General features: G+C 61.1%; 25 protein-coding genes. 13 read left to right on the forward strand and 12 right to left on the reverse strand.

What is annotated here, in order from left to right:
* Together L2D14_04055 and L2D14_04060 are read right to left on the reverse strand one after the other, a co-directional pair.
* The gene (locus L2D14_04055) at positions 1 to 324 is read right to left on the reverse strand and encodes a hypothetical protein (protein WNK00601.1); all 324 of its coding nucleotides are present in this window, start codon (positions 322 to 324) and stop codon (positions 1 to 3) included.
* Between the two features lie 209 nt (positions 325 to 533).
* Positions 534 to 2,225 carry an electron transfer flavoprotein-ubiquinone oxidoreductase gene (locus L2D14_04060; protein ID WNK00602.1) on the reverse strand — a complete coding sequence of 564 codons (1,692 nt, stop codon included), beginning with the start codon at positions 2,223 to 2,225 and terminating at the stop codon, positions 534 to 536.
* A 169-nt stretch (positions 2,226 to 2,394) separates the two neighbouring features.
* Here L2D14_04060 and L2D14_04065 point away from each other — a divergent pair, with 169 nt between their 5' ends.
* From L2D14_04065 to L2D14_04085, 5 genes are all read left to right on the forward strand, one after another.
* On the forward strand, positions 2,395 to 3,234 hold the full coding sequence (locus tag L2D14_04065; protein WNK00603.1) for a uracil-DNA glycosylase: 840 nt from the start codon (positions 2,395 to 2,397) through the stop codon (positions 3,232 to 3,234).
* A 148-nt stretch (positions 3,235 to 3,382) separates the two neighbouring features.
* On the forward strand, positions 3,383 to 3,676 hold the full coding sequence (locus tag L2D14_04070) for a DUF2282 domain-containing protein (GenBank protein WNK00604.1): 294 nt from the start codon (positions 3,383 to 3,385) through the stop codon (positions 3,674 to 3,676).
* A 35-nt stretch (positions 3,677 to 3,711) separates the two neighbouring features.
* Complete coding sequence (locus L2D14_04075; GenBank protein ID WNK00605.1) at positions 3,712 to 4,581, forward strand: DUF692 domain-containing protein; 870 nt, start codon at positions 3,712 to 3,714, stop codon at positions 4,579 to 4,581.
* Entirely contained in the window at positions 4,571 to 5,353 is a 783-nt protein-coding gene (locus L2D14_04080; protein WNK00606.1) for a DNA-binding domain-containing protein, read from the forward strand. Before L2D14_04075 ends, L2D14_04080 begins: the two co-directional genes overlap by 11 nt.
* Entirely contained in the window at positions 5,350 to 5,910 is a 561-nt protein-coding gene (locus tag L2D14_04085; protein ID WNK00607.1) for a DoxX family membrane protein, read from the forward strand. Before L2D14_04080 ends, L2D14_04085 begins: the two co-directional genes overlap by 4 nt.
* Here the strand turns inward: L2D14_04085 and L2D14_04090 are convergent.
* Complete coding sequence (locus tag L2D14_04090; protein ID WNK00608.1) at positions 5,894 to 6,772, reverse strand: DMT family transporter; 879 nt, start codon at positions 6,770 to 6,772, stop codon at positions 5,894 to 5,896. The two genes, L2D14_04085 and L2D14_04090, sit on opposite strands and share 17 nt — an antisense overlap.
* A gap of 110 nt (positions 6,773 to 6,882) precedes the next feature.
* Here L2D14_04090 and L2D14_04095 point away from each other — a divergent pair, with 110 nt between their 5' ends.
* Positions 6,883 to 7,566: an SDR family NAD(P)-dependent oxidoreductase gene (locus L2D14_04095; GenBank protein ID WNK00609.1), complete on the forward strand. Its 684-nt coding sequence runs from the start codon at positions 6,883 to 6,885 to the stop codon at positions 7,564 to 7,566.
* Between the two features lie 2 nt (positions 7,567 to 7,568).
* Here L2D14_04095 and L2D14_04100 read toward each other — a convergent pair whose 3' ends face one another.
* Positions 7,569 to 8,960 carry an MmgE/PrpD family protein gene (locus L2D14_04100; GenBank protein ID WNK00610.1) on the reverse strand — a complete coding sequence of 464 codons (1,392 nt, stop codon included), beginning with the start codon at positions 8,958 to 8,960 and terminating at the stop codon, positions 7,569 to 7,571.
* A gap of 141 nt (positions 8,961 to 9,101) precedes the next feature.
* Between L2D14_04100 and L2D14_04105 the strand changes: the two genes are divergently transcribed.
* The 3 genes from L2D14_04105 to L2D14_04115 are packed head-to-tail and all read left to right on the forward strand — an operon-like array spanning position 9,102 to position 12,053.
* Positions 9,102 to 10,922, forward strand: coding sequence for a lytic transglycosylase domain-containing protein (locus L2D14_04105; protein WNK01643.1), 1,821 nt, complete (start codon positions 9,102 to 9,104; stop codon positions 10,920 to 10,922).
* The gene (moaB, locus tag L2D14_04110) at positions 10,906 to 11,439 is read left to right on the forward strand and encodes a molybdenum cofactor biosynthesis protein B (GenBank protein WNK00611.1); all 534 of its coding nucleotides are present in this window, start codon (positions 10,906 to 10,908) and stop codon (positions 11,437 to 11,439) included. Before L2D14_04105 ends, moaB begins: the two co-directional genes overlap by 17 nt.
* Positions 11,440 to 11,441: 2 nt before the next feature.
* Positions 11,442 to 12,053 (forward strand): hypothetical protein, encoded by a 612-nt coding sequence (locus L2D14_04115; protein ID WNK00612.1) that lies wholly within the window; start codon positions 11,442 to 11,444, stop codon positions 12,051 to 12,053.
* 100 nt (positions 12,054 to 12,153) lie between these two features.
* On the opposite strand, the gene L2D14_04120 is transcribed toward L2D14_04115, so the two are convergent.
* Entirely contained in the window at positions 12,154 to 13,167 is a 1,014-nt protein-coding gene (locus tag L2D14_04120; protein ID WNK00613.1) for a 1-aminocyclopropane-1-carboxylate deaminase, read from the reverse strand.
* 140 nt (positions 13,168 to 13,307) lie between these two features.
* Here L2D14_04120 and L2D14_04125 point away from each other — a divergent pair, with 140 nt between their 5' ends.
* Positions 13,308 to 13,787, forward strand: a complete 480-nt coding sequence (locus L2D14_04125; protein WNK00614.1) for an Lrp/AsnC family transcriptional regulator — start codon at positions 13,308 to 13,310, stop codon at positions 13,785 to 13,787.
* Between the two features lie 93 nt (positions 13,788 to 13,880).
* Here the strand turns inward: L2D14_04125 and L2D14_04130 are convergent, their stop codons facing one another.
* On the reverse strand, positions 13,881 to 14,798 hold the full coding sequence (locus L2D14_04130) for an aminotransferase class IV (GenBank protein WNK00615.1): 918 nt from the start codon (positions 14,796 to 14,798) through the stop codon (positions 13,881 to 13,883).
* Positions 14,799 to 14,861: 63 nt separating this feature from the next.
* A complete protein-coding gene (locus tag L2D14_04135; protein ID WNK00616.1) occupies positions 14,862 to 15,746 on the reverse strand; it encodes a LysR family transcriptional regulator in 885 nt (294 codons plus the stop codon).
* A gap of 143 nt (positions 15,747 to 15,889) precedes the next feature.
* Here L2D14_04135 and L2D14_04140 point away from each other — a divergent pair, with 143 nt between their 5' ends.
* Positions 15,890 to 16,348: a DoxX family protein gene (locus tag L2D14_04140; protein ID WNK00617.1), complete on the forward strand. Its 459-nt coding sequence runs from the start codon at positions 15,890 to 15,892 to the stop codon at positions 16,346 to 16,348.
* A 73-nt stretch (positions 16,349 to 16,421) separates the two neighbouring features.
* A complete protein-coding gene (locus tag L2D14_04145; protein ID WNK00618.1) occupies positions 16,422 to 17,201 on the forward strand; it encodes a class III extradiol ring-cleavage dioxygenase in 780 nt (259 codons plus the stop codon).
* Here the strand turns inward: L2D14_04145 and L2D14_04150 are convergent, their stop codons facing one another.
* From L2D14_04150 to L2D14_04160, 3 genes are all read right to left on the reverse strand, one after another.
* Positions 17,202 to 17,816, reverse strand: coding sequence for a TIGR04282 family arsenosugar biosynthesis glycosyltransferase (locus L2D14_04150; protein WNK00619.1), 615 nt, complete (start codon positions 17,814 to 17,816; stop codon positions 17,202 to 17,204).
* Positions 17,813 to 18,514, reverse strand: a complete 702-nt coding sequence (locus tag L2D14_04155) for a TIGR04283 family arsenosugar biosynthesis glycosyltransferase (GenBank protein ID WNK00620.1) — start codon at positions 18,512 to 18,514, stop codon at positions 17,813 to 17,815. The genes L2D14_04150 and L2D14_04155 overlap by 4 nt, the downstream gene beginning before the upstream one ends.
* Before the next feature lie 81 nt (positions 18,515 to 18,595).
* On the reverse strand, positions 18,596 to 18,727 hold the full coding sequence (locus tag L2D14_04160; GenBank protein ID WNK00621.1) for a hypothetical protein: 132 nt from the start codon (positions 18,725 to 18,727) through the stop codon (positions 18,596 to 18,598).
* Positions 18,728 to 18,852: 125 nt separating this feature from the next.
* Between L2D14_04160 and L2D14_04165 the strand changes: the two genes are divergently transcribed.
* Positions 18,853 to 19,770: a transcriptional regulator GcvA gene (locus L2D14_04165; GenBank protein ID WNK00622.1), complete on the forward strand. Its 918-nt coding sequence runs from the start codon at positions 18,853 to 18,855 to the stop codon at positions 19,768 to 19,770.
* A gap of 107 nt (positions 19,771 to 19,877) precedes the next feature.
* Here L2D14_04165 and L2D14_04170 read toward each other — a convergent pair whose 3' ends face one another.
* Positions 19,878 to 20,840: a sodium-dependent bicarbonate transport family permease gene (locus L2D14_04170; GenBank protein WNK00623.1), complete on the reverse strand. Its 963-nt coding sequence runs from the start codon at positions 20,838 to 20,840 to the stop codon at positions 19,878 to 19,880.
* A 58-nt stretch (positions 20,841 to 20,898) separates the two neighbouring features.
* Positions 20,899 to 22,104, reverse strand: coding sequence for a Na+/H+ antiporter NhaA (gene nhaA, locus L2D14_04175; GenBank protein WNK00624.1), 1,206 nt, complete (start codon positions 22,102 to 22,104; stop codon positions 20,899 to 20,901).
* Between the last annotated feature and the right edge of the window lie 47 nt (positions 22,105 to 22,151).

Here is a 22,151-nt window from a genome sequence, read left to right on the forward strand (position 1 = left end):
TCAGTCTTCCGGGCTGTCAGCACCGATGGCAGCTTCACCGGCTTCATCGAGCCCCAGTACGGCACCGGATCGTTGCGGCTCTATCGGCTGCAGTTCGTCCTTGGCGTCGGTCGTCCACTCGGCGATCTGGATCACCTCGGCGTGCGTGCCATCCAACTCTTCGGCGTCGACAGGTTCCAGCACATGCAGGCCGCTCTGATCGGCATAGAAAGTATGCTCGCCGAAAACTTCCGTCAGCGCCTCGCTGGCGGGGTTGTCGTCGGGGATGGGTATGGCGCCGGTCTGACGCTCAATGGCGCCGACCTGATCGGTCGTCAGTTTCATGGGATTGCCTAACTATCGTCGTTCGGACCGGGAAACGCCGCTCGCGGCTTTGTCCTTGGATATGGGTTCTCTGACGCGTCCCTGATGCAGCCTCGCAAATTGAGCTATGCGGTGCAAGGGGCCCCTCTGGAAGAGAATGCAGGTCATGCGTGAGTCCCTTCTCCCTTGGGGAAAGGGCAGGATGAGGGGGGGTAAAAGAAACGAAGCCGTCACATATTAGGATAGTTCGGGCCGCCGCCGCCTTCCGGTACTACCCAGTTGATGTTCTGGGTCGGGTCCTTGATGTCGCAGGTTTTGCAGTGCACGCAGTTCTGCGCGTTGATCTGCAGTTTCATGGCGTCTGCGCCCTTGTCCTCGTCGGCGACGTATTCATAGACGCCCGCGGGGCAGAAGCGTGCTTCCGGTCCGTCATAGACGCCGAGGTTCGTCGCGACCGGCACGCTATCGTCCTTCAGCGTCAGGTGAACCGGCTGATCTTCCTCGTGGTTGGTCGCCGAGAACGAAACGTTGGTCAGCTTGTCGAATGTGATCACGCCGTCGGGCTTCGGATAGTCGATCTTTGGCATGTCCTTGGCCGCCTTCAGGCGGTCGTGGTCGGTGTGGTTGGCAAGCGTCCACGGCAGCAGGAAGCCAAGGCCGATATTGTTCAGCCACATGTCGAAACCGGCATAGATGGTGCCCAGCGTGAGGCCGAACTTCGACAGCGCCGGGCGGGCATTGCGGACCTTGTGCAGGTCTTTGTAGACCCATGATTTACGGAATGCCGGTTCATAGTCGGCCAACTCGTCATGGCTGCGACCGGCCTTCAAGGCGGCGAAGGCGCTTTCGGCGGCAAGCATGCCGGTCTTCATGGCGTTGTGCGATCCCTTGATGCGCGGCACGTTGACGAAGCCCGCCGCGCAGCCGGTCATACAGCCGCCCGGGAAAGCCAGCTTGGGCACGCTCTGCAGGCCGCCCTCGTTGATGGCGCGCGCGCCATAGGCAACGCGGCGGCCGCCTTCGAGCATTCTCTTGATATCCGGGTGCGTCTTGAAGCGCTGCATTTCGTCATAAGGCGACAGGTACGGGTTTTCGTAATCCAGCGTGACGACGAAACCGATGGCGATCTGCCCGGCTTCCTGGTGATAGACGAAGCCGCCGCCGGCACACTCGGAAAGCGGCCAGCCCTGAGTATGGATGACGGTGCCTTCCTTATGGTTTTCGGCCGGCACGTCCCACAATTCCTTGATGCCGATGCCGTAAGTCTGCGGCTCGCGGCCTTCGCGCAGATTGAATTTTTCCATTAACTGCTTCGACAGATGTCCGCGGCAGCCCTCGGCGAAGAAGGTATATTTGGCGTGCAGTTCCATGCCCGGCTCAAAGTTCGGCCCTGGTTGCCCATCCTTGCCCCGGCCCATATCGCCGGTGGCAATGCCCTTCACCGAACCGTCGTCGTTAAACAGCACTTCGGCGGCGGCAAAGCCCGGATAAACCTCGACGCCCATGGCCTCGGCCTGCTCGCCCAGCCAGCGCGTCAGGTTACCGAGCGACAGCGTATAGCAGCCGTGGTTCGACATCAGCGGCGGCATCAGAATGTGCGGCAGCGATGCGCTGCCGTGTTCCGACAGAACCCAGTGCTGGTTATCGGTGACGGGCACGCCCATCGGCGCGCCTTTGTCTTTCCAGTCGGGGATCAACTCGTTCAGCGCGATCGGATCGACGACGGCGCCGGACAGAATGTGCGCACCCACTTCGGAGCCTTTTTCGACGACGCAGACGGTGATCTCGTGTTTGCGTTCCTGTGACAGCTGCATCAGCCGGATCGCCGCCGATAGACCGGACGGGCCGGCACCGACGATAACCACGTCGAATTCCATGCTTTCGCGTTCAATGGCTTCTGCTTGTTGTGCGTCGTCGTTCATGTTCGCCCCATTACTCATATATTAAGTCCAGCCCCCACGAGCTTCGGCGTTATATCATGCTGTTTTCGGCGATTCACGGAACAATTCCGAAGCGAAGTCGCCTGAAAGCGTCATTTACAACCCTTATTCGGGCGCTGTTCAGGCCGCGACAGCGTGATATGATCCGTTCATGGAGCAGACTCAGGATATTTCCGCCGTACTGCAATGGCATATCGATGCCGGTTGCGATGAATGTGTCGCTGACGAGCCGGTCGACAGGTTCGCCGTGTCTGCCGTTGCCCCGGCGCCAGAACAAGGGCCGGCACCTACGGCTTCAGCATCCGCGGCGTCCCGCACACCTGCGCAAAACGCACCCGCCATCAGCCGTGGCGCCAAGATCGACCCGCGCGAGGTGGATAACAACAGGCAGGTGAAGTCGGCCATGGAACTGGCCGCCGCTGCACAGAACATCGATGATCTGAGAGAGGCGCTGACCGGCTTCGACGGTTGCCCGCTGAAGAAAACCGCAACCAATCTTGTGTTGTCCGACGGTCCCGCCGATGCCCGGCTGATGTTCGTCGGCGAGGCCCCGGGGGCGGACGAGGATCGCCAGGGCGTGCCGTTCGTCGGCCCCAGCGGCAAGCTTTTGAATGCCATACTGGAAAGTGCCGGGCTGAAACGCGAAGACGTGCTGATCTCCAACACCGTATTCTGGCGCCCGCCCGGCAACCGTACGCCGACGACGCAGGAATCCGCCGTTTGCCATCCGTTCATCGAACGGCTGGTGGAAATCGTCGATCCGGCGGTGCTGGTCTGTGTGGGGGCGCCGGCGGCGCATACGATGCTTGGCCAGACCCAGGGCATCAGCCGCCTGCGCGGCAAGTGGTTCTCGTTTCAGACACCGAAGCTGTCGCATCCGATCAACGCCACGGCGATGTTCCACCCGGCATACCTGCTGCGCACGCCGATCAAGAAGCGCGATGCCTGGGCGGATATCCGCATGATCCGGAAAAAACTCGACGACGCCTAAAGGCTTATTGTCGGCGATTGTCCGAACCTCGCGCGCGCCTCACGCCCAAGTGAGGGGACTTGATTTCTCCCCTTCTGCAAACGGTGGCATACGAAAGACGTGCCGCATGGGACGGCGCATGATCCATCGCTTTCAGGAGAAGACACAGATGAAACGAACCTTTACCGCTGCCGCCGTAGTTGCCGGCGCCCTTGCCACCGCTGGTGCCGCCACGCTTTCGGCCCCGGTCTCCGCCGCCGAGAACGTCAAATGCTATGGCGTATCCAAAGCCGGCCAGAACGATTGTGCCGCCGGTCCGGGCACGACCTGCGCAGGGACGTCCAAGGTCGATTATCAGGGTAATGCCTGGAAACTGGTGCCCAAAGGTACCTGCACGACGATGAAACTGCCGGGCGGCCGCATGGGATCGCTCGAACCGCTGAAGCGCGACAACCCCGCTTAAGGTTTTGTGCTGATCGAGATGAGCGGCGGGGGCCGATGACATATCAGGGTATAGATTTGCTGCGTGCCGGTGCTGGCTTTAAGGCCCGCCATTTCGGCTCGGTGCTGGAAACCCGGCCCTGTACCGGGTTCTTCGAAGTCCATGCGGAAAACTACATGGGCGCCGGCGGCCCCCCTCATGCCCAACTCGAAAAAATTCGTGCCGACTATCCGCTTTCCGTGCACGGGGTCGGAATGTCGATCGGTGGTCCGCTGCCGCTTGATACCAATCATCTCGAACGTCTGAAGCGGGTCGTGGATCGCTATCAGCCGGCGCTGGTATCGGAACACCTGGCCTGGTCGACGCATCAGGGCGGGTATCTGAACGATCTACTGGCCTTGCCTTACAACGATGAGACCCTGGTCCTTGTTTCGGATCATATCGATCAGGTGCAGACGCATCTGGGCCGGCAAATCCTGCTGGAAAATCCGTCGAGTTATGTGACGTTTGCGGCGAGCACCTGGGACGAGGTCGATTTCATCGCCGCCGTTCAGCGCCGTAGCGGATGCGGTCTGTTGCTCGACGTCAACAACGTGCATGTCTCGGCGGTCAATCACGGCTGGGACGGGCAGGAATATATCCGGCGGTTCCCGCTGGATCATGTCCACGAAATCCATCTGGCCGGGCATGCCGTGGCCATTGACGACGATGGCCGGGAATTTTTGATCGATGCCCATGATCGGGCGGTCTCGGCCGAGGTAATGGCGCTCTACAGGCAGGTTCTGCAACGCACAGGCCCGCTTGCGACGCTGATCGAATGGGATAACGACGTGCCGGACTGGATGGTCTTGATGGCAGAGATCGGCAAGGTTTCAGCGGTTCTCGGCGGCTCTGCCGGGACAAGCGAGGCGCGCCATGTGGCTTGAGAGCGCTCAAAAATTCAGTGCCGCCCTGGCCAAGCCGGACATGCCGGTGCCGCCGGGGATCGAAAGCGGCAAAGCGCGTTTCGACGTTTACCGCAACAACGTCGCCGTCAGCCTGTCGGAAGCGCTGGCGGAAACATTTCCTGTCGTGAAACGTCTGGTCGGCGATGAATTCTTTACCGCCATGGCGCAGATCTACGTTCAAAAAAATCAACCGGCTTCGCCGGTTCTCTTTGAGTATGGTCAAACGTTCTCAACCTTCATCGACACATTCGAGCCTGCAGGAAATATCCCCTATCTTGGCGATATCGCCCGGCTCGAACGCCTGTGGCTTGACGCCTATCATGCCAAAGATGCGCTACCTATCGGCATTGATAAGCTGGCACAAGTTCCCGGGTCCACTCTGGATAGTCTCAAAATCGGCCTTCATCCAAGTGCCGGTCTGATCCGCAGTGCTTATCCCGTCATTTCAATCTGGCAGGCACATCAGAACACGGAAATAGCCGATCTCTCGACCATTCAATGGCAGGGTGAACAGGGGTTGATTATTCGCCCCGCGTTGGAGGTTTCCGTCATCCCGTTCAATGTGCCGGCCGTTGATTTTATGACCGGCCTGATGGCCGGCCGTACCTTGGGTGATATCTGCGACGCCCTTTTACATGACCAGGAACAAGACCGGGATTTCGATCCGTCCCAGCATCTCGCCGATATCTTCAACACAGGGGCCGTTGTCGCCCTCGATCATTCACCCACACGGGGGAGCAGCCGATCATGAGCATCGTAAATCTGGTGAAAAAACTGCACGACAAGGTCTTCGGCATTCTTGAAGGACTGGCCGGAGACTGGTTTCTCGGTCTCGCCGCCCGGCTGGTGTTCTCGTCGGTGCTTTTGGCGTTCTTCGTCAATTCGGCGATGACCAAACTCGGCAGCGGCTTCCCGGACATGCTCATTCCCGCCGTTGGTGCTTATGCGCAGATTCTGCCGTCCATCGCCGAGGCCGCAGGATACGATCCGAACAAGATCGCATTGTTTCCGTGGAAGCTGATCGTGCTGGCCGGCACCTATGCGGAACTGCTTATCCCCATCATGCTTTTCGTTGGATTGTTCACGCGCTTCGCCGCGTTGAGCCTGATCGGCTTTATCGGCGTGATGAGTTTCGTCGATGTGGCGTTTCATGGCCTCGATGCGAAAAGTATCGGCATGATGTTCGATCGTGTGCAGGACGGCATTATCGCCGACCAGCGGCTTTTGTGGATATTCCCGTTGATCTATCTGGTGGTGAAGGGCGGCGGACCGGTATCCGTGGACGGGCTGCTTAACCGAGCGCGATAAGCACCACCGAGGGGACGACCATCAGCACCGCCGCAATAATCCTGAGGCTCAGGTACTCGCGGCGGAACACGATAATACTGAGCAGCATGGAAAAAATCGGCGAGGCGGCGACGATCGGCACCACGGTGACGATGGAGCCGTTCAGCAAAGCGGTATTGAGCGACAGGATCGCCGAGCCGAACAAAAGACCAGCGGCCAGGAACCAGTAGGGCGCGCGGGTGGTGAAAGGGACACGGGTGCGGCCGCCCTTTGCCAGATGCAGACTCGAGGTCAGCAAAAATGAGACCGTAAACCCGACCAGACTGGCGAAGTAGGGATCGGGGATGTATTCCATGCCGATCTTTGAAAACCCGTGCCCGAACGAACGTATCATCGCCGCGGCCACCGGCAGCGCCAGCGCCCACAAGGGCCAGGTTGCCGGGACCTTTTTATTGCGCCGGGTCAGCAACAGCACCGCACTCAGGATACCCAGAGTCCCGAGCGCGATCTGCCACGTCAGCATTTCGTCGAGGATGAGGATGCCGAAAGCGGCCCCGAACAGCGGCGAGGTTGCGGCCAGCGTCGTCGTCAGGGTTGGGCCGATGTAACGGATCGCTGCCACCGACAGGTTTGCCGACAGGGCCGGGCGCACGAAGCCGAGTGCAACGAAGATCAGTGCGGCCGGGTGCAGAAAATATTCCGGATGCAGCAGGAACGGCGCCGCGAGCCAGTAACAGGCGGCACTGGCGCCGATGGTCAGCATGGTGCCCGCGCGCGGTTCCATCGCTTGCACGCCGATATTCTGGAACTGTCCGCCGAGGGCGAAAAGAAACGCCGAGATCAGAGCCAGGCCGTAAGGCGGGATACCGATATCTGTGAACAAATAAATCTCCTGTCCGGAACCGGACGGATGAAGGTGCCCGCTTGGCGATTTTGCACGGATCGGGCATGCTCCGTAAAGCAGCACCGCTATGGGATGTAAGGAGTTTCGAAATGAATGACAACCGTTTTGCGTTGATCGTCGGCGCCGGCAAGGGGCTTAGCGCATCGCTGGCCCGAAAGGCCCGTGCCGAGGGTATGACCCCGCTGCTGGCGGCCCGCGATACGGCAAAGCTCGAAGGACTGGTGGGCGAGGTTTCCGGCCATGCCCATGCCTGTGACGGCTCGGACCCGGCCTCGGTGGCGGCGCTGTTCGATTGGGTTGCGGCGGACTTCGGTGTGCCGGAGCTGGTGATTTACAACCCGTCGGCCCGGGCGCGCGGACCGATCGCCGAACTTGATCCCGAAGCGGTGCGAAACGTCCTGATGGTAACCGCATTCGGTGGATTTCTCGTCGGTCAAGCCGCGGCGCGCGCAATGTTGCCGCGCGGGTCCGGCTCGATCCTGTTCACCGGTGCATCGGCCAGCGTCAAGGGCTACGCAAACTCGTCGAGTTTCGCGATGGGGAAATTCGGCTTGCGCGGCCTTGCGCAGAGCATGGCGCGTGAACTGGCACCGAAGGGTATTCATGTCGGACATTTTGTGATTGATGGCGGCATCGGTGAAAGCGACGACGCGGCGACCCCCAACAAGCTGCATCCGGACCACATCGCCGACAACTATTTCCATCTGCACAAGCAGCCGCGCTCGGCATGGACGTGGGAGATGGAACTGCGTCCGTTCGTGGAAAACTTCTGAGATCAGCTCCCGGCGATCGCGCCGGTCAGGCTTTCCACCTCGTCCGCAGTGTCCAGCGCGAAGACAAGTTCGCGGACGCGTTCGGCGTCATCTCTTGTAAAAATGCCCTCCGTCAGTGCTTCGAACTTGGCTTCAACCTCGGCCCCGCTCAGCGGATTTTCCGGGCTGCCCTTGCGGTGCGTGACGACCTCTTCGAAGCTTCGCCCGTCGACGGTCTTGACCGTAACCCGCGCCATGTGGCGGAAGGCAGGGCCTTTGCCTTCGATTTCGGGATCGATCCCGGCGCTGATTTTATCGATGAAGGCAAGGGTGTCGGGGTTGCGGATCGCATCCTCGGTGAACTGGCCGACGAAAGCGCGGCCGTTGAGCGCGATCATGGCGAGGCCGTAATAGATGTTCATCTGCGCCGCCGTAATGCCTTGCGCCGCATAGGGCCAGGCGCAATGTACGTGTGTCGGTTTGCTGACCCCGGCGTGTATTTCCGCAATGTCGTCGGCGGTGATTCCGTTTGCGTCCATGATGAGCTTGAGGGCATCCAGCGCGGCATGGATCGAGGTTACGGTGGCATGCGGCTTGAAGCCGGTTGCGGCGGTTTCCCAAATCTCGCCCAGGCCGTTTGTAACGCGGTCCAACTCGATCCGGCCTGAGAACGCAGCAAGAAAGCCGCCGTATTCGGCCTCGACAATATCGGAAATGCCGGTGAAGCCGTCTCTGGCCAGCAGCGCGCCGCGGACCCCGGCTTCGGCGGCATGCCCCGAATGCAGCCGCTTGACCATGGCGCCTTCTTGCGCCGCCATCAGCCCCGAACCCAGCGAGCCGGCGATGCCGAGTGCATTCAGGGTCTGCCCGGCATCGAGCCGCATCAGCTTCGCCGCCGTGGCGGCCGCGCAGAACGGACCGATCACGCCTTGCGGGTGAAAGCCGCGCAGCAGTAATTCGGTGCCTGCGGCCGCGCCGATACGGTTGCCGGTTTCATACCCGGCGACGATAGCCGTCAGGATATCCGGTCCGCTGGCGCCGCCCATATGCTCGGCGACGTTCAGGGCCACCGGCACGGCAATCGAATTGGGATGCAGGATCGCGTCGCGGTGAATGTCGTCCAACTCGAAGGCATGGCCGGCGGTTGAATTGATCAGGACGGCCCCCGTCAGCGGCGCCGTGCGTCCCATGCCGAAGACGGTCGCCGCCGGCACGCCGCCTTCCGCCGCGACCATGTCGGCGACCATAAGGGTCCACGGCAGGCGGGCGCCGACGAGGCAGCAGGCAATGCCGTCGAGAATGTTGAGTTTCAGCTTGCCGGTAACGTCTGCGGGGATGGTGTTGAACGTCAGATCGGCGATGTAAGCGGCCAGTGTCGCCGAGGCGCCCCGGCTTTGTGCGTTTGAATTTGTCATGCCCGCAGTTTAGCCGCCGCCGCCGTCTTTCCAAGGGGTGTTGAGGACCCGATTTACGCCTCTAACCCCTCCGCTTGCGGCGATTCCCGTGATCGGGTAGAAATATTGCGACTAGGGATTGAGGGGTTTCGTCCATTGACGATGACGAAGGTGTCTTTTCGGCTGGCGCATCTGATTGCGGCGGCGGCTATCGGGATTCTGATGGCCGTTTCGGTTGACGTGCCGTCGGCCTCGGCACAACCGCGCATGCCCGGAAACGAGGCGCTGTCGGCCTCGGCACTGCCGCAAATCCTTGGTGACGAGGATATCCGCCTTTATCAGCGTATCTTCGAGTTGCAGGAGGACGGCAACTGGAAAACCGCCGATCAATTGATCAAGCGGCTTTCCGATCCGATCCTCATGGGACATGTGCTTTACCAGCGCTACATGCATCCGACGAAATACCGTTCCAAATACAAAGAACTCAAGGATTGGATGGCCGACTATGCCGACCATCCGTCGGCCGGGATTATTTACAAGCTGGCGCTCCGGCGCCGACCGTCGAACTGGCGTATGCCGGTGCCGCCTAAGGTCATGGCCGATGCCGGGGTTTTGCTTGTGCGACCGTCGTTCCAGCGCATTCATGTTCCGGGCAAGACCCGCTCCGTCGCAGAAAGGCGCCAGGCACGGTCGCTTCGCAATCAGATCAAGCGTGTCCTGCGCCGGGGGCAGACCCTGACCGCCAAACGGTTGATCCTTGCCCCCGGAACAAAGCGGCTGTTGTCCGCGGCGGAATATGACGAAGCCCGGGTTGGGCTCGCCAAGGGATATTTCATCGACGGCCGGGACGAATGGGGCCTTGAATGGGTGTTGCCGGCTCTTGAACGTTCCGGGAAGTACCTGCCCGAAGGCCACTGGACGGCGGGTCTGCTTTTATGGCGGGCCGAAAAATATGCCGATGCGGCGGCGCATTTCGAGGCGGCGGCGCGGAATACCAAAGTCTCCGACTGGATGGCGTCGGCGTCAGCTTTCTGGGCGGCGCGGTCACACATGGCGGCGCACAAACCGGCACAGGTGGTTGGCCTTCTTGAACAGGCGGCCGAGCATCCGCGCACTTTCTACGGCCTGCTGGCGATCCGGCTTTTGGGCCGCGATCTGCCGTTCAACTGGGCACCGCCGGCGTTCAAGGGCGATTCCCTGCACAGGCTTTCTGAAAATCCACGCGGCCGCCGTGCCATCGCCTTGATGCAGATCGGCGACGATCTGCGTGCCGAAAGCGAGCTCAAGGACTTTATTCGTGGGGCCGACCGGCCGATGCTCGAAGGCATTCACGCCCTGGCGGCACGCGGCAACATGGCGTCGATTGCGGTCCGCCTCGATACGCTGTTGTACCCGGATGGCGGCGGCTACGACGGCGTCGCCTACCCGATCCCCGATTATATTCCCGTTGACGGGTTCAGCGTCGACCGGGCGTTGGTCTATGCCCTGATCCGTCAGGAAAGCCGCTTCAATCCCAAGGCCAAAAGCTGGGCCGGGGCGCGCGGGCTGATGCAGTTGATGCCGAGAACCGCCCGGTTTGTGGCGCGCTCGACCGGCATGCGGCTGCGTGAACGCTCAAAACTGTACACGCCGGAAACGAATCTGGAACTGGGCCAGCGCTATATCGCGATGCTGCTTGATGAAAACGATGTTTCCATGGACCTGTTCAAGCTGGCGGTGGCGTGGAACGGCGGACCGGGCAATCTGCGCAAGTGGGAGCGCCGTACCAAGCACCTCGACGATCCGATCTTTTTTATCGAGAGCATACCCTCTTTCGAGACACGGACCTTCGTTGAAAGGGTGTTGACCAACTTCTGGATTTACCGCCATCGTCTGGGTCAGGATACGCCGTCGCTCGATGCCGTCGCGCGTGGCGAATGGCCGACCTATCAGGCCATGGGACCCGGAGATTCGGAGATTGCCGCCAATGCCCCTCGCAACTGATCGCGAATTCAAGCCAGTCAACATTGCTGTCCTTACCGTATCCGATACGCGGACGCTTGAAGACGACCGCTCCGGCGACACGCTGGTACAGCGCCTGAGCGACGCCGGGCATTTTCTTGCCGACCGCGTTATCTGCAAGGATGATGCCGATGTTATCGCCGAGCAGTTTCGTGAATGGATCGCCGATCCGGGCATCGACGTGGTTATTTCGACGGGCGGGACCGGGGTCACAGGTCGTGACGTAACGCCGGAGGCCCTGAAGCAGGTCACCGACAAGGAAATCCCCGGCTTCGGCGAACTGTTCCGCTGGCTCAGCTATCAGAAGATCGCCACCTCGACGGTGCAGTCCCGTGCCACGGCGGCGGTTGCCGATGGCACCTATATTTTCGTGCTGCCGGGATCGACCGGTGCCTGCAAGGATGCCTGGGACGATATCCTCGTCCATCAGCTCGACTACCGGCACATGCCGTGCAACTTCGTCGAACTGATGCCGCGCCTCAACGAACATAAGAGCTGAGTGTGAGCGATATCCGCGCCGTCCTGTTCGATATGGACGGGGTTCTGTATTCGTATGATTTCGCGAACCGGCTGAACCTGCTGTCCGATGCGCTAGGCGTGCCCGCAGCCGACATCGAGGAAAAGATTTTCAAATCCGGGTTTGAGGACCTGTCCGACAACGGCGACTTGACGCTCGATGACTACATCGCCGGGATCGGGGAACGTCTCGGGGTCGAGGTACGGCTGGGGCAGTGGGTGGCTGCGCGCAAGTGGGCCATGGCGCCGGAACCGATGATGCTCGATCTGGCGCGGCAGTTATCGGCAACGCTTGACGTTGCGCTGCTGACCAATAACGGTGAATTTCTGCACCGGCATATCGATGAACTGGCGCCCGAGTTGTCCCCTCTGTTCGGGGACCGGCTGTTCGTTTCGGGTGTACACGGTTTCAACAAGGAACGCGCCTCGGGCTTTACCGGCATCCTCGAGCATCTGGGATGGGATGGGGAAACGACGTTGTTCATCGACGACAGCCCGCGCTACATCGCCGCCGCCGATGAAGCCGGACTGGTCACGCACCTGTTTGATGGGATCGAGGGTTTAAAGGCCCGCCTGTCAGGAGTTGGGTTGATTTGAAAAAAAAAGAACGCCACCCCGGAACGGCCCGAAGGCTGGCCGGGATGGCTTGGGTAGTGCAACAGAGAGATCGTCGTTGCTGTAATGCGCTGTTTCGGCGTTACCCGTTCCGATATGTATAGCTGTAACCGTTGATCGCCGGGACGCCGCCGAGGTGCGCATAAAGGATTTTCGATCCCGCCGGGAAGTAGTCCTTGCCGACCAGATCGATCAGGCCCTGCATGGATTTACCTTCATAAACCGGATCGGTCATCATGCCTTCCAGCCGAGCACAAAGCCGGATTGCTTCGTTGGTTTCCTCTGAGGGAATGCCATAGGCGGGGTAGGCGTAGTCATTGACCAGCACCAGATCGTCGTCAGTGATGTCGCGGCCGAGTTCAACCAGGTCCGCCGTCTGCTTTGCGATCTGCATGACCTGGGCGCGGGTCTGGTCCGGGGTGAACGAGGCATCGATCCCGATGACCTTGTTGGCACGGCCGTCCTTGGCAAAGCCGACCAGCATGCCGGCATGGGTCGATCCGGTCACCGTGCAGACGATGATGTAATCGAAGGTAATGCCCATTTCCGCTTCCTGCGCACGGACCTCCTCGGCAAAACCGACGAAGCCGAGCCCGCCGAATTTATGCACCGAAGCACCGGCCGGAATCGGATACGGCTTGCCGCCTTTCGCTTTCACGTCTTCCAGCGCATTTTCCCAGCTCTCGCGGATACCGATGTCGAAGCCTTCGTCGACCAGCTCGATCTCGGCGCCTAGGACGCGGCTCAGCAGAATGTTACCGACGCGATCATAAACGGCGTCATGAAACGGCACCCAGCTTTCCTGTACCAGCCGGCACTTCATGCCGATCTTGGCGGCAACGGCAGCGACCTGACGGGTGTGGTTGGACTGGACGCCGCCGATGGTAACCAGCGTGTCGGCGTTCGACGCCAGCGCATCCGGCACGATGTATTCGAGCTTTCTCACCTTGTTGCCCCCGAAGGCGAGACCGGAATTGCAGTCTTCGCGTTTGGCGTAAATCTCGACCTTGCCGCCCAGATGCTCGGACAGCCGGTTCAGCTTTTCGATGGGGGTCGGGCCGAAGGTGAGGGGATAGCGTTCGAATTTTTCAAGCATGATGATGGATTCCTTGTTAACTGTTGATCGAACAGTAACCGAAACCCGGGAAAAGGTGCTCTCATATTTAAAGCGAATATTTCTCTATTATTCAGCAAAATAGAATTATAAGAATGAATAGATACATAATATTATAGAAAATGAGAGAAATGACCGATCTATCGCAACTCGACCGCACCGACCTCAGGATTCTTCGCGCCCTGCAGGCGGATGCCAGGATTTCCAACGCGGATCTGGCAAAAAAGATCAATGCCAGCGCGGCGACCTGTCACCGCCGTACCCAGCGCCTGTTTGACGACGGCTATATCACCGGCACCCGGGCCGCCATCGCGCCGGAAGGTGTCGGGCTGGGCGCGCTGGCCATCGTTGGTGTGGTGCTGGACCGTTCAACGCCGGAAAGCTTTGCGGCGTTCGAAAGCGCGGCGCAGGAAATGCCGTTCATCATCGACTGCCATCTGGTGGCCGGTGACTTCGACTATTTTCTGAAAATCCGTGTCCGCGATATGAACGATTTCAGCCGACTGCATGGGGCGCAGTTGCTGACCCTGCCCGGTGTCCGTCAAACCCGGACGTTTTTCGTCATGAAGGAAGTTATCGATCAGGCCCCGTTGGACTTTTGATCCGGTGAAACATTCCCGTCGCCCTGAACTTGATTCGGGGCCCATGCGATCTCGTCCCGACCTCTTGTTGTAAGTATCGATCCTGAATCAAGTTCAGGATGACGCAGTATCAAGCGTAGGGATCTCGCTGACCGCCGTCGACCACGCGGGGTCGGCGTGCTTGGCCCAGTAAAGTTCTGTCAGGCGGCGGGTCGTCGGCCCGGCTGTGCCGTCACCAATCGCGACCCCGTCAATGGTCGTTACCGCCATGAGGCCACCGGCGGTTGATGTCGCAAACACTTCGTCCGCCCCGCGAAGCGCATCGCCCGGCAGGGGGCAGGCCTCAACAGGGATTTGCAGTTCGCGTGCAAGCTCAATGGCGGTTTGCCGGGTGATCCCTTCGAGCACGCCGCTGTCCGGTGTCCGGACTTTACCGTCCTTGATGACGAAGACATTGAACCCCGGGCCTTCGGTGACAAAGCCGTCCTGATCCAGCAAGATTACGTTGTCCGCATCCCGCTCGTAGGCGCCATAAAGCGCCATCACGAAATCCAGCCAGTGATAGTTCTTTACGCGCGGATCGACGGCGGCGGGTGGAATGCGGGTAATGTCGGAGATCGCCACATTCATCCCGGCGTTGCGGTTTTCCGGCTTCACGATCCAGCCGAACGGAATGGCGAAGCAGATCAGGTTGTTCACGGCGTCGCGGGGATCGCGGGAAAATGTCGGCGACACACCCCGGGTCAGGATCATCTCGACATAGGCGTCTTCATGTCCTGAGCGGCGGACGCATTCGGCCAGAATGCCTTCAAGTTCGGCCCGGTTCACCGGCAGCGTCATATGCAGCCGGTCGATCGAGGTCAGGAATCGCTCAATATGCTTGTCCAGACGGAAAAACCGGTTTTGCCAGACGTGCACCACGTCATAGGTGGCATCCGAGCGCAGAAAACCCCAGTCGAGGACGGAGATTCTCGCGTCGGCCATCGGTGCAAAGTTCCCATTGATATAGGCAATGCCGGGTGGCGTGGTCATGTGGGCTCCTGTCCGTTGGTGTGAATGGAGCCTACATTAACCCGTCGTTGCCCTGAACCTTAATCAGCCGCGGCCCTCCAGAAAGTCGATTTCGGCGGCAAGGGATGTTGCCATGAAATCCATGAACGCGCGCACCCGTCCTGTATGGCGCAGGTCTTCATGTGTCAGCAACCAGAGCGCACTGCCGGCCGCATCTATGGGCGGCGCGAGACGTGTCAGCTTGGGGCGCCGGTCGGTCATGAAACAGGCAAGCAGGGCTGCTCCCATGCCCGCTTCGCAGGCATGCAGCAAACCGAGCAGACTGTTGGAGCGCAAGGCAATATGGGCATCGGGGAATTGCCGGCGGAACCATTTGTCGGAGCTCAGGTGCGCGAGGCTCTCGTCGACGCGGAGCCAGTCCATGTCGGCAAGTACACCGGCGTGTTTCTTCGCATAGGACTTTGCCGCATAGGGCGCGAAGGCGAGACCGCAAAGGCGGCGGCCGACCAGGGTTTCCGGTGGGGTGATGGTTGGGCGCACGGCGACGTCGGCCTGGCGTTTCGACAGATTGACGTGCTGGTTGTCGAGCACCAGTTCCAGCCGGATGCCGGGATACGCCTTGTTGAATGCCGCCAGATGCGGGCCCAGCAGGTTTTCCGCAAGGGTGTCCGTGGTAGTAACGACGAGCGAGCCTTCGAGCTTTAGGTCCTGGCCGCTGATCCGGAGATCGACGCGCTCGATCTCGTGCTCGACCCGAAGTGCCGACGCCCGCATTTCCTCGCCCGCCAGCGTCAGCACATAGCCGCTTTGCAGACGTTCGAACAACCGTACGCCAAGCCCGTCCTCGAACGCATTGATGCGCCGGAACACGGTCGAATGATTGACGCCGAGCGCCTTCGCCGCACCGCTCAAAGATCCACTGCGGGCGATCTCCAGAAAGACGCGCAGATCATCCCAGGCAAAGCTCATCGGGCCCTCATATGGATTTGCAAAAATGCAATATAATAATGCAATATTTGCCAATGTCTTTGCAATACGGAAAGGCATAAGGTCTGTCTCAACGCGTCTGGCGAGGTGCCGGGCGCATCCAGAATAAAGATGAGGACGGAGCTATGTCGGACAACAATATCAATACGCAGACCGCGCCTTACGGCGCTTTTATTCTCCGGGTATCGCTGGGCGTGATGTTCATCGCGCACGGGCTGATCCTTAAATACTTCACCTTCACACTGGCCGGGACGGCGCAGTATTTTGAAAGCATCGGCTATCCGGCGTTCTTGGCGTATGTCGTTTTTGCCGCTGAAACTCTGGGCGGGATTGCCCTTGTGCTCGGCTTCCAGACGCGGCTCGTGGCCTTCGCGCTGATGCCGATCCTGGTCGGTGCAACGCTGCAGCATGTGCCGAACGGCTGGGTCTTTTCGACCCAGGGAGGCGGCTGGGAATACCCGGTGTTCCTGATCGTGGCCTCGGCGGTGCAGGGCCTGCTGGGCGGCGGTGCGTTCGCGCTCAGCAAGCGTGAATTCCCTCTGCCGGTGCTTTCCCCCGGCAACCGCGCTGTGGCGTCGAACTGAGGCCACGCTTAACATAGGGCGGCGGGTGTCTCCTGTGCCTGCCGCCCTTCGCTTATGAACGAGGACAAGAAAAATGCCGATCCCCGCTCTCTTTGTATCGCACGGCGCGCCGACGGTGATCCTCGATGAAAGCCCGGTCCGGACCTTCCTGACGAAGCTTGCCGAGACCGTTGAGACGCCCGATGCGATCCTTGCCGTCTCGGCGCACTGGGAAACCGAAACACCGATGCTCAGCGACGCCGCGAACCCCGAAACCATCTATGATTTTTATGGTTTTCCGGGGGCGATGTATCAGCTCAGCTATCCCGCGCCGGGCGCACCCGAACTCGCGGAGAAAACGCGGAAACTGTTGGTGGATAACGATCTCGGCCCGGTCGACATGGCTGAACGCGGGCTCGATCACGGGGCCTGGGTGCCGCTGATGCTGGGCTGGCCCAAGGCCGACATTCCGGTGACGCAACTGTCCATCCAGCCGCACAAAGATCCGTCCTGGCACTACCGGATGGGTGAGGCGTTACGGCCGCTCAGGGACGACAATGTGCTGATCCTGGCGTCCGGGAATCTGACCCACAACCTGCAGGAATTCAGGGGCCATACCCTTGATTCCGAACCGGAACCCTGGGCCCGCGCGTTCGATGAGTGGGCCGGTTGGGCGATTTGCGAAGGGCGCACGGAGGACCTGCTGGATTACCGCCGCCTGGCGCCGGAAGCGGTCCGTAACCACCCGACCGACGAGCACCTGTTGCCGCTGTTCGTGGCCATGGGCGCAGGATCGCCGGGGCAGTCCGGACGGCATCTGCACAAGAGCTACACCTATGGCGTGCTGGCCATGGATGCCTTTGCATTTTCCTGATTAAAGCTGCTTGGTTTCCGAAAATCGCCGGAAGTCTTTACCATTATCAACGTCGTTTAGCGTTTTTAAGGCCGTATAAGACGCATTTTGGAGATTGCTCACCGTGTCGGCCAGCGCGTGCGGTCCGGACCACCGCACACCGGCGAAGATCTGCCGTGTCACCGGGCGGCGTTTCAGCCCGACCAGCCAGTATCCACCATCCCCGGCGGGACCGAAAACCGCGTCCCGGCGGCCGAGCGCGCGAAAGGCGTCGGCGATGTCAGCGGGACGGATTTCGGGAATGTCGGCGCCGATGATCACCACCGGCCCCGGCGGCAAGGCATCGAAGACGCGCTGCATCCGCTCACCCAGATTGCCCCGGCCCTGGGCAATGCGCGCCACGCCCCGGGGCCAGACCCCGTTATCGAAAAGCGCCGTATCCGGTGCGCAGGCGATCAGCGTTTCGAAGCGCGGATCGCGGCCCATCCTTCGCGCCAGAGAGAACAGCATGACACGATAGAACCGCCACGCCTGAACGTGACCGATGTCGCGCGCAAGCCGCGTCTTGACCCGCCCGAGACGCGGTGCCTTGGCGAAGATCACAAGGCGCGGGCGAAACGCCGGGTCCGCCCTCACCGGTAAAATTTCCAGATCATGGCCGGCGGCACGCCGAAGAAATACAAAATCAGGCAGGCAAGGTTCCGGAGCGGGCGAAGCACCCAGCCGTCGCGCCGGTAGCGTTTCGCCGAGGTCACCGCGGCGCTGGCAAGCGGATGCAGCCGGGGCTGGCCGATGCGCCGCACCAGATCCACGTCCTCCATGATCGGGATCGCCTTGAAGCCGCCCAGGTGGTCGTAATAGTCCCTCGAAATCAGCAGCCCCTGATCGCCGTACGGCAGGCCGAAGGTCCTGGCGCGCCAGTTGGCGAGGTTCTCGACGCGCCGCGCTTCGGGGGCGGGGTCGTTGAGGACGAGTGTGAAATACGCGGCATGAAAGTTGTGACCGGGCGTGCGCATGAAGTGCTCGACGATCGCCACCCAGCCCGGCTGCGGCTGCGTGTCCGAATGCCAGAACAGAAACCACGGACCGCGCGCCACGCTGGCCCCCGCCGCCAGTTGCCGGCCGCGCCCTCTGGGACCGGAAAGCACGCGCACGCCTGCCAGCTCGGCGGCCTCGCGGGTGCCGTCGACGGACCCGCCGTCGCTGACGACGATCTCCCACGCCTCGGGGCGCATCGCCAGCGCGTCCAGCGTGCGCAGCAGATCGTCGCGGCAGTTGAGGGTCGGGATGATGATGCTGAGCACGCGCGCGTCTGCCGTCAGTTCCGGAAGCATAAATTTTCGCGCAAAAAAAAGACGGACACAACGGCCCGTCTTTTAAAGTTCCGGAAGGGATGGTTCCGGGTGGTTCGTCCTTCAGATGGCGCGGATCGAACGCTCGATCGCAACCACCAGTTTGTAAACGCCGCTCGAGATAAGATCGGAAATGCTCAGGCCCAGGTTCTGGCCGGCGACTTCATAGGCGTTCATGTGCTGCATCGTGTTCATGTCAATTCTCCAAAATTTGTGTGAAGCATCATCGCTTCGTTGAACAAAGAATTACGCCGAAACCGCGTTGCCGGCAAACGACTAATTTTCATATACAGATGAGAAAAACTAAACTATAAAAAGTCATGGAACGGCTCCCGCCCCTGAATGGTCTGCGCGCTTTCGAAGCCGCCGCCCGGCATCTGAGCTTCAGCCGCGCGGCCGAGGAGCTGTTCGTTACGCCTGCCGCAATTAGCCATCAAATCAAGGGGTTAGAGGATTATCTCGGGGTCACGCTGTTCCGCCGCATGCCGCGCGCGGTGATGCTGACGGACGATGCGCAATTGATCCTGCCGCTGGTATCCGAGGGCTTCGACAAACTGGCGCAGGCGGCAACGTTGTTGAAGGAATCTGAGTCTTCCGGGGTGCTGACGGTGTCTTCCGCGCCGACCTTTGCGCAAAAGTGGCTGCTCGAGCATCTGGAAGATTTTACCGACGCCTATCCCGACATCAACGTGCGCCTCGACGCGCGTCTCGATACCGTCGATTTCGACCGCGACGGCGTCGACGTGGCGATCCGCCTCGGCGCCGGCAAGTATCCGGGCATGCGTGTGCACCAGCTTTTCGACGAGCAGGTGACGCCGGTCTGCCACCCGAAGTACCTGGACGGGCCGCACGCCCTGAAGTCACCCGAAGACCTCAGGCATCACACGCTTTTGCACGTTGACTGGGGCAACATCAACGCGCCGTTCCCGGATTGGCAGATGTGGCTGGCGTCGGTCGGCGTCGAGGATGTGGACTACACGCGGGGCCCGGTGTTCACGGTCGAGGGCATGGCCATCGACGCCGCCGCGCGCGGCACCGGCGTGGCGTTGGCATCGACCTATGCGGTGGCCGACGACATCAAGGCGGGCCGACTTATGGCGCCGTTCGACCGCCGCCTGACATCTGAGATTTCCTACTGGGTGGTGGCGCCCGAGCGCAGCGCCGACCAGCCCAAGGTCAAGGCGTTTCGCGAGTGGATTGTCAGGCGGGCGAAGGAAACCGGCCTGACGGGCGGGTAGGGCGGAGCGCCCCTCTCCCTCCCACGTGCTGCGCCCGCGGCCCCTCCCTCTCCCGGGAGAGGGAGCCGCCCATAGCTATCGGCAGCTTCTGCGCCGCACCAGCCGACTTATCCCGCCAGCACCGCTTGCGCGCACCAGATATACAGCGGGATGCCGACGATCAGGTTGAACGGGAACGTCACGCCCAGCGACAGCGAGGTGTAGATCGACGGATTGACCTCGGGCATGGCGATCCGCATCGCCGCCGGTACGGCGATATATGACGCCGACGCTGCCAGCGTCATCAGCAGCACGGCGTTGCCGGGCATGAGCCCGAGCACAAAGGCACTTCCCAGGCCCAGCGATGCGCCGATTGCCGGCATGAGGATACCGAAGGCGAGCGATCCCGCAGACAGGACGCGCCGGTCGCGCCGAAGTCCGTCGCCGGTCTTCAGCCCCATGTCCAAAAGGAACAGGCACAGCACGCCGTGCAGCGGATCGAAGAAGAACGGCTTGATCTTGGCACCGCCGTCGGCGCCGATGATGATGCCGATGACCAGCGCACCGATGATCAGGTAGATGCTCTCGTTCCAGAGCACGGTTCTCAGAATCTCGCCGACAGGTGGCCGTTTCATGTTGCCCTGCCCGGCGAGGGCCAGCCCGGTGGCGATGGCGGGGGCTTCCATCAGCGCCGCGACGGCAACCATGCCGGCGGCGAAGCCGATACCTGCCTCGCCCAGGACCGTGCCGGCGGCGATGAAGGTAACGATGCTGATCGAGCCGTAGTGCGCGGCGATGGCGCCGGCCTCGCGGCGGTCGAAACCGGTCATGGCTCTGAGCATCGCGAAAGCGATGAGCGGCATGGCGAAGCTCAGCGCGATACCCGTAACCGACGCGCCGATGATCCCGCCAAGTCCCTCGGTCGAGATCGCCACGCCGCCTTTAAGACCGATGGCGGCAAGCAGATACAGCGCGATTGCTTTTGAGAAGTTCTCTGAAATGCGGACGTCGACGGCGGCCAGTGCACCGGCAAGGCCGAGTGCGAAGAAAAGCACAGGTGCGGACAGCAGTGTCGATGCGAGAAGATCCATTTTAGTCCCCCTTGTTAGTCCCCTTGGTCAAAGCGCCGGCAGCACCGGCGCGCGAATTTCAGGCGGGCGACGACGACGGCGCCGCCATCACGGAAGTGCGCCGCGATGCCAGGCGCAACACCGTGTAACCGAGCACCGCCGACAGGCACGAACCGCCCAGGACGCCGAAGCGCACCTGCGCCGCCAGCGCCGGTTCGGCGAAAGCCAGCCCGCCGATGAACAGGCTCATGGTGAAGCCGATCCCGGTCAGCAGTGAGATGCCGTAGATATGCAGCCAGGTTGCATCCTCGGGCAGTGCACACAGGCGCAGACGCACGGCGGCGAAGCAGAACCCCATGACCCCGATCTGCTTGCCCACGAACAGCCCGAGCGCGATGCCGAGCGGGACCGGCTGCAAAAGGTCGCCGGGCTGAAATCCGGCAAGCGGAATGCCCGAGTTGGCGAAGGCGAAGACCGGCATGACAAGAAACGCGACCCACGGATGCAGCGCATGTTCGATATCGTGATAGCGGGTCGGGCGCGGATCGTTGGCGGTCGGCCGCAACGGCAGGGTCAGCGCGATCAGCACACCGGCCAGCGTGGCATGTACACCGGACTTGAGCACCATTACCCAGAGCACGATGCCGACCAGGAGGTAAGGTGTCAGCGCGCGGATGCCGAGGCGGTTAAAGAGGACAAGGATGGACGCGGCGCCCAAAGACACCGTCAGTGCATAAAGCGACAGGTCCTCGGTATAGAAAAAGGCGATGATCAGGATCGCGCCCAGGTCATCGATGATCGCTATCGCCAGCAGGAACACCTTCAGCGACACCGGCACCCGGTTGCCGAGCAGCGAAAGTACGCCGAGGGCGAAGGCGATATCCGTCGCCGAGGGGATCGCCCAACCGCTGGCGGCGGCGGCGTCACCGGATGTAATCGCGAGATAAATCAGCGCCGGTGCGGCCATACCGCCGATGGCGGCGAGCGCCGGCAAACTCGCCTGATCGAAACTCGACAGGCGGCCGGTCAGCACCTCGCGCTTGATTTCGAGGCCCACCATGAAAAAGAAAACGGCCATCAGGCCGTCGTTGATCCAGAGCAGCAGGGGTTTGTCGATGACCAGACCCCCAACCCCGACGACGACGGGAAGGCCGAGCAGGCTGTCGTAGAGCCAGGCCAATGGCGAATTTTCCATGGCCATCGCCAGTGCGGCGGCGATGACGAGCAGGACTCCGGGGGCCGCTTCGTGATGCAGGAGCTGGTTTAAAGATTGCTTATCAGACATAAAACACCTTAAACATACTAAAACATATATAAACAGCGTGTAACTTA

It is taken from the genome of Thalassospiraceae bacterium LMO-JJ14, assembly GCA_021555105.2.
Lineage (GTDB): Bacteria > Pseudomonadota > Alphaproteobacteria > Rhodospirillales > Casp-alpha2 > UBA4479.

Excerpts from the sequence above, each read along its gene's own strand:
- L2D14_04155 (WNK00620.1), bottom strand. The coding sequence starts at position 18,514 with ATGCTTCCGGAACTGACGGCAGACGCGCGCGTGCTCAGCATCATCATC.
- L2D14_04065 (WNK00603.1), top strand. The coding sequence starts at position 2,395 with ATGGAGCAGACTCAGGATATTTCCGCCGTACTGCAATGGCATATCGAT.
- L2D14_04085 (WNK00607.1), top strand. The coding sequence starts at position 5,350 with ATGAGCATCGTAAATCTGGTGAAAAAACTGCACGACAAGGTCTTCGGC.
- L2D14_04125 (WNK00614.1), top strand. The coding sequence starts at position 13,308 with ATGAGAGAAATGACCGATCTATCGCAACTCGACCGCACCGACCTCAGG.
- L2D14_04130 (WNK00615.1), bottom strand. The coding sequence starts at position 14,798 with ATGACCACGCCACCCGGCATTGCCTATATCAATGGGAACTTTGCACCG.
- L2D14_04075 (WNK00605.1), top strand. The coding sequence starts at position 3,712 with ATGACATATCAGGGTATAGATTTGCTGCGTGCCGGTGCTGGCTTTAAG.
- L2D14_04120 (WNK00613.1), bottom strand. The coding sequence starts at position 13,167 with ATGCTTGAAAAATTCGAACGCTATCCCCTCACCTTCGGCCCGACCCCC.
- moaB (WNK00611.1), top strand. The coding sequence starts at position 10,906 with ATGCCCCTCGCAACTGATCGCGAATTCAAGCCAGTCAACATTGCTGTC.
- L2D14_04105 (WNK01643.1), top strand. The coding sequence starts at position 9,102 with ATGACGAAGGTGTCTTTTCGGCTGGCGCATCTGATTGCGGCGGCGGCT.
- L2D14_04165 (WNK00622.1), top strand. The coding sequence starts at position 18,853 with ATGGAACGGCTCCCGCCCCTGAATGGTCTGCGCGCTTTCGAAGCCGCC.
- L2D14_04140 (WNK00617.1), top strand. The coding sequence starts at position 15,890 with ATGTCGGACAACAATATCAATACGCAGACCGCGCCTTACGGCGCTTTT.
- L2D14_04060 (WNK00602.1), bottom strand. The coding sequence starts at position 2,225 with ATGAACGACGACGCACAACAAGCAGAAGCCATTGAACGCGAAAGCATG.
- L2D14_04080 (WNK00606.1), top strand. The coding sequence starts at position 4,571 with ATGTGGCTTGAGAGCGCTCAAAAATTCAGTGCCGCCCTGGCCAAGCCG.
- L2D14_04070 (WNK00604.1), top strand. The coding sequence starts at position 3,383 with ATGAAACGAACCTTTACCGCTGCCGCCGTAGTTGCCGGCGCCCTTGCC.
- L2D14_04170 (WNK00623.1), bottom strand. The coding sequence starts at position 20,840 with ATGGATCTTCTCGCATCGACACTGCTGTCCGCACCTGTGCTTTTCTTC.
- nhaA (WNK00624.1), bottom strand. The coding sequence starts at position 22,104 with ATGTCTGATAAGCAATCTTTAAACCAGCTCCTGCATCACGAAGCGGCC.
- L2D14_04145 (WNK00618.1), top strand. The coding sequence starts at position 16,422 with ATGCCGATCCCCGCTCTCTTTGTATCGCACGGCGCGCCGACGGTGATC.
- L2D14_04100 (WNK00610.1), bottom strand. The coding sequence starts at position 8,960 with ATGACAAATTCAAACGCACAAAGCCGGGGCGCCTCGGCGACACTGGCC.
- L2D14_04055 (WNK00601.1), bottom strand. The coding sequence starts at position 324 with ATGAAACTGACGACCGATCAGGTCGGCGCCATTGAGCGTCAGACCGGC.
- L2D14_04160 (WNK00621.1), bottom strand. The coding sequence starts at position 18,727 with ATGAACACGATGCAGCACATGAACGCCTATGAAGTCGCCGGCCAGAAC.
- L2D14_04135 (WNK00616.1), bottom strand. The coding sequence starts at position 15,746 with ATGAGCTTTGCCTGGGATGATCTGCGCGTCTTTCTGGAGATCGCCCGC.
- L2D14_04095 (WNK00609.1), top strand. The coding sequence starts at position 6,883 with ATGAATGACAACCGTTTTGCGTTGATCGTCGGCGCCGGCAAGGGGCTT.